The organism is Longimycelium tulufanense (assembly GCF_014645795.1).
Taxonomy (GTDB): Bacteria; Actinomycetota; Actinomycetes; order Mycobacteriales; family Pseudonocardiaceae; genus Longimycelium; species Longimycelium tulufanense.
In genome coordinates this window covers 293-1,127 of the sequence record NZ_BMMK01000101.1, presented here as the reverse complement: position 1 = coordinate 1,127, position 835 = coordinate 293, and the positions used below count along the sequence as shown (strand labels likewise).

The window sequence follows — 835 nt, the reverse complement described above, 5'->3', positions numbered from 1 at the left end:
GCCCAGGAGTCCAGCAGCTCGAACAGCAACGCGGAGGCATAGCTCACCACGACCGCGAGGATCGGCACGATCGGCGCCTGCTCGAAGCCGAGTACGGCGTGCCCGAGGATGGTGAACACGGTGATCGAGATGGCGAACCGGGTCAACGCCCGGACACGCACGTCGACCGGGCCCGGTGAGGGACGGTCCCCGCGGCTCGGGTTGTCCGTGGCCGTGGTGGAGGCCACCGAGGTCGTGGTCATCGTGTCACCGCCGTTCCGTCCGGGTTGAGCACCACGGTTCGATGTCCGGGTCCGATCTGGATCCTCGCCCGGTGTTGCCCGGCCTCGTCGACCCACGACACGATCGCTTCGTGGTCGGTGGTGTCGGGGAGCGCCAGGTGCAGCGCTGTCGAGGACACGCCGGCATGCCCGTTGGCCGGGTAGAGCTGGGCCTTCCCGGACGAACCGGTCCCGGTCAGCTCGATCTGCGCGCCGATCGCCGGACGAGAGGTGCCGTTCGCCGTGGGCAGGACGAGCCGTACGTCGGCCGCCGGCCCCGCCGCCGTCGAGGTGTTGCGGAGCAGGCGCGAATCCTGCCACTGGTTGGCCAGGACCGCATCCAGCCGGCCGTCGCCGTCGATGTCGCCGAAGGCGAAGCCACGAGACACGTCAGGTTGCCCGAGGCCCAGTGCGTTCGCGATGTCGAAGTAGCGACCGTCGTCGTCGCGGACCCAGAACGGGTTGTGCTCGCGGCCCGACAGGTCGTCGCCGGGCTGGAAGTTGGGCCACACCTGTGGGAACCGCAACAGCTCGTCGTTGCCCATGGCGAGTTCCTGCAGCTCGGGCCAGCGGTT

General features: G+C 69.6%; 1 protein-coding gene and 1 pseudogene. Both read right to left on the bottom strand.

Annotated elements, in window-relative coordinates; translation table 11 throughout:
- Positions 1-242: pseudogene (locus IEY55_RS31700) on the bottom strand (enediyne biosynthesis protein UnbU); the annotation flags it as partial.
- On the bottom strand, positions 239-835 hold a 597-nt coding region (locus IEY55_RS31695), incomplete at its 5' end, for an FG-GAP repeat domain-containing protein (RefSeq protein WP_189062273.1). The pseudogene IEY55_RS31700 and the gene IEY55_RS31695, both read right to left, overlap by 4 nt.